Here is an 8,493-nt window from a genome sequence, read left to right on the forward strand (position 1 = left end):
AAGGAGAACTTTATTAAGACCTAAGCCTGCAAACTGCGAATAGAGTGCTGATATTGCTAATAGAATTTGCTGTAAGCCTAAATCTCCTGAACTAAAAACAAGCGGAAAAAGCAAAACCGTATTTACATAACCTGCGCCAAATCCGGAATAGGTAATGATAGAATTGAAAAATGCTTGCCTTTTTACTATGCCCAAAATATGCTTGTGAATGGAATTATAAAATAACACATAATCCGCGATATTATTTTACGAACTAAATTGCCTAACTCTCTTTAAACAGAAGACTAAACGATTACAATCTCTCATTATTAAAATTGATTTTTATGCCACAGCTTGAAAACAAAGAGGTTCCATATTAATTTCCGATGATTTCTTTTTCCAGAATGATGTTCGGAAAGCAAATTTTGGATGTATTGTGGATTAAAAAAACAATCTTTTTGCAGCAATACGTCATTCACTTCGTCCTTCAACTCCTTTCTGATCCAACCGGATAATGGAATTCCAAATCCTTTTTTGGGTCTATCGATAATCTCTAATGGAAGTTTATCCCTCATCAAGTTTTTTAATATATACTTGACATTTACTCCTTTTATCTTATACTTTCTTGGTAACCTATTTGCAAATTCAATAACCTTTGTATCCAAAAAAGGTGCCCGAACCTCCAATGAATTAAACATACTCGCTCTATCTACTTTGTATAAAATATCATCTAATAAATATGTTCGACAATAGACATAGAGAAGTTTATTAAAATGATTTTGAGATGCAACATCTCTAGAAAAATAATCTACTGGATCTAACCCATTAGCATTATTTAATTCTGCTCTGATATCTGAATTAAGTAGTAGCTTTTTTTGCTGAGGTGTAAAGCTACCCAACCAAAGTGAATGCGTGTATCTCTTCGATTCTTCAAAGCCTTTCAAAAATTGATTGATCTTGAAATCAACACTAATATTATTATCACTTACCGGTAGTAATCGACTTAAACCTCGGAGAGCATCTAACCCAATAGATGGTATAGAACGAAATAAGCTTGCATACTTTTCGGAAATAAACGTAGGATAGCCGGCAAAAATCTCATCACTTCCGTCACCACCCAAGGCTACAGTTACATGGCTCCGGGTAAACTTGCTTAAATAATAAGTTGGGATAATGGAGGCATCTGCAAAAGGTTCATCCATTTTATTCATAATCTCAGGAATAAGATCCAACGATTTCTGTGGTGTTAATATCTGTTCATGATGTTTCGTTCCCAAATGCTTAGCCACTAACCTGGCATAATCACTTTCATCGTAGCTCTTTTCATTAAACCCAACAGAGAAAGTCTGAATATTGTTCACACTGTTTTTTTGAGCATAGTAAGCAATAGCACTACTATCAAGTCCTCCACTTAAAAACACACCTAAAGGAACATCGCTTACCAATCTGTTTTTCACAGCATTACTTAACAATTCATCCAATTGTTTGGTGGCATCTTGAAAGGAAATATCCGATTCTGAAAAATCCACCTCCCAATATTTATCAATCTTAATTTTCTTATCCTCACCAAATACTAAATAAGACGAGGGCTCCAGTTTATGGACATCACTGTACATCGAATCTGGCGAAGGAACATAGTCGAAAGTGAGATACTTATTCAAAGTGCTAACATTCAGCTCTTTACTTATCGTATTATGGCAAAAAATCGCTTTAGGTTCGGAGGCAAAAACAAAGGTGTTGTTTTGGTAGCTATAATAAAGTGGCTTTTTACCCATTCTATCCCGAGCCATGAAAAGCTCCTTGCTTTTAAAGTCGAAGACAGTAAATGCAAACATGCCATCTATCTTTTTCAAGCAATCAACTCCATACTCGATAAATGAATAGAGTAAAACCTCGGTATCAGAAGTTGTTCGAAATGTATACTTATTGGTTTTTAATAAAGCCTCTTTTACTTCGAGGTAATTATATATCTCACCGTTGAAAACAATACTATATCGCTTGTCATCTGAAAAAAAAGGTTGATTACTTCTACTTTCAATATCTATTATACTTAATCTAACCTGGCCCAATCCAACGCCTTCATTATAGTAAGTACCGACATTGTCCGGACCACGATATTCTATCGATCGAGCCATATTGGAAATTGTATCCAAATCACCTCTACCTATGAATCCAACAATTCCACACATGTTTTAAATCTTCACTCCTCCGAATTTCCAGGAATTTCCATTTCTGAAAATGGTATAAGTAGAGTCTTTATCCACTTCATTACTATCATTTAACCACTTATCTATAGTCGACTTTGGAATATAAGTAGTTTGTGGTGTAACTAATTGATCAAATGCCACATGCCTGAAAAACGGAAAATCTCTTTTAGTTATCCATTGACTGTATTCATAAAGTGGAAGAAATGATAGCCTGGTTATTACAATAAAATGTGCATAAAGGAAATAAATAAAAGATAATGGGGTCGCAATCAAAAACTTTGTAATCCACCAAGGTAAAAGGGTGGCTATTTTCCTAATCGGATCTACAACGAATCGAATAACAAAGTTCCCTTCTTTGGCATATACCCAGCAATGAAATTTACCTCCACTCTTAGTATTCCTTAAAACTGATTCAAATCCACTGTAGGGATTTTGCATGTGATGTAAAACGCCAATGCAATAAACAATATCGTACTCCTTGTCACCTTTGTAAGTAGTTAAATCACCTTTAATTACTTCATAATTCTTGAACCCGGAATTTCTCATATTTTCCTCGCATGACTGCACAGATTCACCCAAATCCACCCCAGTTAGCTTCTCTGGATGCCAATTGATGATATGTGTTAATAAGCTACCATTTCCACAGCCCAATTCTAAAACTTGTTTGTTCTTGAAATTTTCATCCGTAATAGGATCAAACCAATCGACTACTTGTTCCCTTGTATATACAGATCCTTGAGGTAGGTTATTCCATGAAGATGCAAACGATTCTGCTGTATTTTTGTCATTACCCATTCTCTCTAATGTTACTTATTAGCAGTAAATTCAAATTCTATTTCTTCAAATCCACCTACCCAGTAACACCAAATTCGAGAACAAGCATTAGGACTTAGATTGGCAAAGAAATTAACAATAACGTTAAGTATTTTCATTATAGCAATAGTGATTTTTCCAACCCCCATGTAAGGCAGTAAATGAAAAAAAGCGAAATAATGAAGCTCCATTTTATTCAATTTAAAATCTACTCCGTAGTAACCTGATTTTGTAAATTTGGGATTAAAATAATATGGAAAGTTCACGTCGAATCCTGCCTTATGTTCAGAATGAGTGAACCCTCTGCTAAAGTGAGGAACTTTAATATGAAGTATCCCTCCCGGTTTTAAAATTCTATGCAGCTCTTTTACAACCTCGAATGGCAGCTCTAGATGTTCGAGTATATGTGAAGCAATAATATAATCATACTCATTATCTTCAAAAGGATACGGAAACGAATTTAAATTATGTTGAACGTCAATGTTAATGTGATCATGAAAGTCAATATTTACAAATCCTTCCCTGTAATCTTCTCCGCATCCTAAATTTAGTTTCTTCATTTTTCAAAATTTACTTTCTCCTTAATTGTAAAAGGAAAGCTATTCTGACTTTCATAGTAAGTTCTCATTAACATTTCAGCGATTACGCCTAACAGTATCATTAATAATCCAACTATAAAAAACATAGCAGCAATAGTTGGTAATGGTGTTTCAACCAAATCTTTCTGACCTGTAATCTTGTAATACGTCGCAAGGCCAGCTGTTAAAAACATTACAATAAATGATAGTATTCCAGCTCCACCGAAGAAATGTATTGGGCGATGCATAAACTTGTCCAGAAACTTAATTAGCACCAAGTCTAATATTACCTTATATATCCTAAATAAACCATAGTTGCTTTCACCATGAATTCTTGGTTGATAATTAACTGGAATTTCCGCCACCGTACCGCCTTGCCATTTACAGAATACTGGAATAAACCGATGCATCTGGCCATACAGTCTTACATCCTTGATGGTTTCTTTCCGATAGGCCTTTAAGGTACATCCGTAATCATGTAGATGAACCCCCGAAATATTGCTTATCAAGGCATTAGCCATTAAAGAAGGGAGCTTCCTTGTAAGGTAACTTCCTTTCCAACGTTCCTTTCGCCACCCGCTCACAACATCATAACCTTCGTCCATTTTAGTACGGAGTTTCTTGATGTCATTAGGGTCGTTCTCCAAATCACTATCAATCAGAATGATGATCTCTCCAGAAGCATTTTGAATGCCAGCATTTAGTGCCGCCGTTTGGCCAAAATTTCTTTTAAAATCGATGATTTTTACTTTTGGGTTGCTTTGCGCTACTCTTTTCAGTGCCGTCCAGCTTTTATCACTTGATCCATCGTTAACGGCAATAATCTCATGATTGAGGCCATCTAAGGCATTGTCTAGCTTAGAAAATAGAAGAGGTACATTTTCTTCTTCATTGTAGACTGGTACAATAATCGTAATCAAATTATCCATGTGCTAATCAGATAGAATTTTCACTAAGTTAAGCTTAATCAATCTAAGTTTTTTGCCGATGATGAATGAGTTCCAAAATATTGGAAACATGTTGGCAATGCTATTAAAACCATTAAAGGCAATATGGCCACTAAATACCTAAAATCACTTGATTTGAAAACAATTGTATGAATAAAATAAAAGTATATGGTGGTACTTGAAATCAGTAGCAATTTGTAGTTATAAAGGTGCTTACGAAGAATAATTACCATTGCAAATAAGAATACCATTTGCAAACCCCAGAATATAATATCCAGTAAAACTCGGAAAGGTATCAGTTTTTTACTTGTCGTGTTATATGATCCTAGCATCCTATCAGTGGAACTGGCAATTACGGTTCTATATAAATATTTTATTGGAGAAATAATATAAAAGTACAACGGATGCTCCGCCTTAATCGACTGGGTATAACGGTTAAGCTTGGCGGAAATTATTCTGTTCTCAATACTCGCCACTGCTCGTTCTACACCTTTTTTAAATTGTAAATTTCCTGATTGTACTGAACGAATCCCCTTTTTTAATGCAATCAAAGAATCCCTATTAAATTCAGAAGTTTCTATCCTTGAACTATATGGATAATTACCCTCTTCCGAATAAAACCATATTTCACCTTCCCAATTCTCACCGGTTGCCTTTTGAAAATTTATTATTGGCATGGTGTGTTTATCCGCATCCAGATAAAGCGGATGGAATATTGTTGGAGTTGTTAATGTAAAAATGTTGTTGTACTTCAATTGACCACTAACCCATATGACTTCAATTAATATCATCGGGATTAAAAAAATCAATCCTAGTTTTAGAAGCTGTCCAATTTTCTTCTTTGCATGCTCTAGAAATATATAGACAACATAAAGTAACAAGAGAGGAAAACAAACTGGTTTTAAAAAAATGGCCCATGTTAAAAATAAACCTGAAATAAGAAGATTCGTATTCCTCTGACCCTTGATAATAAAATAAATACTGAAAATAAGTGATGAAGCCGCGAAACTCTCTGTCATTGGATATATGTCGTATAACGACACGATGAGTACTGTAAAATAGCCACAAAAAGTGAGTAGAAAATAGAAGCTCTTCTTAAAAATCTGAACGGCAATCGAAGACAAACAATACACTGATAAAGCAGAGACAATTGTCTGTATAACAACAATTAGATTCAATGCACTCGATTGGTTCATCACCCCCCGCGCCATCCAATAAGGAATTCCATACCCAAACATTCGAAATTCAAATAAAAAAGCAATGTCGTCCTTTTCAATCAGTCTTTCTATGGGATCTATATAACTGAAGCTATCGTTGGCTACATTTCCCCAAAAACCTGCTATATGTTTAGGATTAAGATCTGCAGTGGAAAAAAATTGGGTGAAGAAAAAGAATAATGCAAACTTAATTGCCAATGCTGCACTAACCCAAATTAATTTATTATCGTGCCTAAAATCTTTATCAAGAAGGTCACTTATTTTCATGCCATTCCTTAAATTTCATGAGACCTTCCTTGATTGAATGCTGTGGCTTATAATTGAGCATCGTACTCGCTTTCTCAATATCTGCATAGGTAATATCTACGTCACCACTTCTACATGGTTTTTGTTCAGTTTCTACGGAATGGCCAAGTACTTCTTCAATGGATCTTATTAAATCACTTAGTTTAACAGGCTGGTTATTGCCCAAATTTATCACCTCATAGAGTGGATCAACAGCATTAAGCACGTAGTCAATGCCCGAACAAATTCCATTGATGGTATCATCTATATAAGTGTAATCTCGTGCCGAACTGCCATCGCCATATATCTTTAAGGTTTCTCCATTTGCAATCAGATTAAAGAATCTATGAATTGCTAAATCTGGTCGCTGCCTTGGGCCGTAAACGGTAAAGAATCTGAAATTTATTATCTGAAATTCATGTAAGATGTGGTAATTATAGGTTAATAACTCGCAGGCCTTTTTCGTAAATGCATATGGCGAAACTGGATAATCTACATTGTCATTTTCATTGAAAGGAATTGTTTTATTATTTCCATAAATGGAAGATGAGGATGCAAAAACCATCTTCTTACACCGAATTTTATTCATCAATTCGAGTATATTATTTGTTCCTGTGATATTGGTGTCGATAAATCCGGTTACATTATTTAAAGAGGGAATTACGCCTGGTTTTGCTGCCAAATGAACAACCATTTCTATATCCAGAAAAATAGAATGATTTAATAAATTTTCTTTATCAGTAATATCTAGCTCTACGAATGAAAAATTCTTATCTAATAATAAATTTGAGAGATTATTTTGTTTTACTTCTTTTGAATAAAAGACATCATAATTATCTAAGCCAATTACCTTATGCCCCACGGCCAGTAACCTTTCTGCTAAATGTGAGCCAATAAACCCTGCAACCCCAGTAATTAAAATATTCATATTATTTCTTCCTAATATTTAAAATGTAAAGCTTGATTAAATTCATTTTTCTTAATGAATTACCCAGGTTAAGCGTCATTCTCAATAATACCCTAAATGCCTAAGTTACCTTTAAAATATCAGATAAAGAATATCGAATTTATTTCTTTTAAAATATATTACAAACGGGATGGGATCAATAAAACATCACAATATTGAATCTTGTAAAGTATAGTTTGACAATAAAATGCAGTAAGCCCCAAGCAGAAATAAGCGTTGTTGACAAGAATACCCCAATGCTGCTATTTTCAGTATCGTTTTAAACCTATAACGGTGTAAGATCCAATAATATCCTAGTCCCTTCATGCATACTCAAATCGTGGATAACTATCGCTAAATGCTTGTTTGATACAAAGGTACTATACGCTACTTTTGAAAGGCTAACCAAGAGAATTAACTACCCCTATGTTTGATAAAAAAACATTCTTTCAAAAGATTGTGCCGCATGCAATATGCGCAGCAATTCTGCTTTTACTCACATTAACGTATTTCTATCCTGTTCTTAATGGCAAAGAACTTAGGCAACAAGATATCGTTCGTTCTTCTTCAATATCTAAGGAAGTTGTGGAGCACCGAGAAAAGTATGGCGAAGAAGCACTTTGGACTAATTCTCAATTCTCTGGCATGCCAGCATTTAGTATTAGCATTAAATATCCTGGTAACTTCATCAAGCATATTGGAATACTTACGGGCTTACGTCTACCCAGCGCTATGGGACTTTTGTATACGATCCTGATAGGATTCTATATTCTATTGCTCACGTTTAAAGTTGACCCCTGGGTCGCCCTTCTGGGAGCAGTTGCCTTTGGATTTTCGACTCATTTTCTAATTCTCTACGAAGCAGGCCATAATAGTAAATTGCGAACTATAAGTTACATGGCTCCTGTCTTGGCAAGTATATTCTATACGCTAAGAGGCAAGACATTACTTGGCGGAATCCTGACGGCAATAACACTTTCCCTTTGCATTGGAGCTAACCATATTCAAATAATTTATTATTTATCAATAATGGTGGTATTTATAATATACGCTGAATTGGTATTATCAGAAAACAAAGAAGCTGTAAAAAATTACCTTACCCAATCACCATCCTTCCAATTCGTTAGTAATTATTGGCATTTAGCTCTGTTAGTTATTGCAATAATAGTTATTGTAAATGGTTGGAAATATGGTGTTGACGCAGCTACGACAATTCTATTTTTCACAACTATTCCATTAGCCATTTTGCTATTGATAACGACTTCTATTGGAGCCTTATTTATAAAAAAACCCAAAGCCCTTAAATCTCTAGCAATAAAACTTGTTACATTGCTTTTTGCGGCAGTTCTTGCTATTGGACCAAATGTATCTTCTCTATGGAGTACCTACACTTATGGCAAGGAAACCATTAGAGGAGGTAAATCAGAACTTACAGAAACAAAGGCAAAAACGGATGGTGGCCTTGATTTAGCATACGCAATGCGTTGGAGCTATGGACCTACGGAAACCCTAACTCTTATC

The 8,493-nt window shown here is 34.8% G+C and carries 7 protein-coding genes; 1 reads left to right on the plus strand and 6 read right to left on the minus strand.

Annotated elements, in window-relative coordinates; translation table 11 throughout:
- Positions 1–308 precede the first annotated feature (308 nt).
- The 6 genes from asnB to HRT72_10550 are packed head-to-tail and all read right to left on the minus strand — an operon-like array spanning position 309 to position 6,954.
- Positions 309–2,168 carry an asparagine synthase (glutamine-hydrolyzing) gene (asnB, locus tag HRT72_10525; GenBank protein ID NQY68137.1) on the minus strand — a complete coding sequence of 620 codons (1,860 nt, stop codon included), beginning with the start codon at positions 2,166–2,168 and terminating at the stop codon, positions 309–311.
- A 3-nt stretch (positions 2,169–2,171) separates the two neighbouring features.
- Entirely contained in the window at positions 2,172–2,981 is an 810-nt protein-coding gene (locus HRT72_10530) for a class I SAM-dependent methyltransferase (GenBank protein NQY68138.1), read from the minus strand.
- Between the two features lie 11 nt (positions 2,982–2,992).
- Positions 2,993–3,559 (minus strand): methyltransferase domain-containing protein, encoded by a 567-nt coding sequence (locus HRT72_10535; protein NQY68139.1) that lies wholly within the window; start codon positions 3,557–3,559, stop codon positions 2,993–2,995.
- Positions 3,556–4,506, minus strand: coding sequence for a glycosyltransferase family 2 protein (locus tag HRT72_10540; GenBank protein NQY68140.1), 951 nt, complete (start codon positions 4,504–4,506; stop codon positions 3,556–3,558). Before HRT72_10540 ends, HRT72_10535 begins: the two co-directional genes overlap by 4 nt.
- Positions 4,507–4,544: 38 nt before the next feature.
- Positions 4,545–6,008, minus strand: a complete 1,464-nt coding sequence (locus tag HRT72_10545) for a hypothetical protein (protein ID NQY68141.1) — start codon at positions 6,006–6,008, stop codon at positions 4,545–4,547.
- A complete protein-coding gene (locus tag HRT72_10550) occupies positions 5,995–6,954 on the minus strand; it encodes a GDP-mannose 4,6-dehydratase (protein ID NQY68142.1) in 960 nt (319 codons plus the stop codon). The genes HRT72_10545 and HRT72_10550 overlap by 14 nt, the downstream gene beginning before the upstream one ends.
- 444 nt (positions 6,955–7,398) lie before the next feature.
- On the opposite strand from HRT72_10550, the gene HRT72_10555 reads away from it, so the two are divergent.
- On the plus strand, positions 7,399–8,493 hold a 1,095-nt coding region (locus HRT72_10555), incomplete at its 3' end, for a hypothetical protein (protein ID NQY68143.1).

The organism is Flavobacteriales bacterium (assembly GCA_013214975.1).
Lineage (GTDB): Bacteria > Bacteroidota > Bacteroidia > DT-38 > DT-38 > DT-38.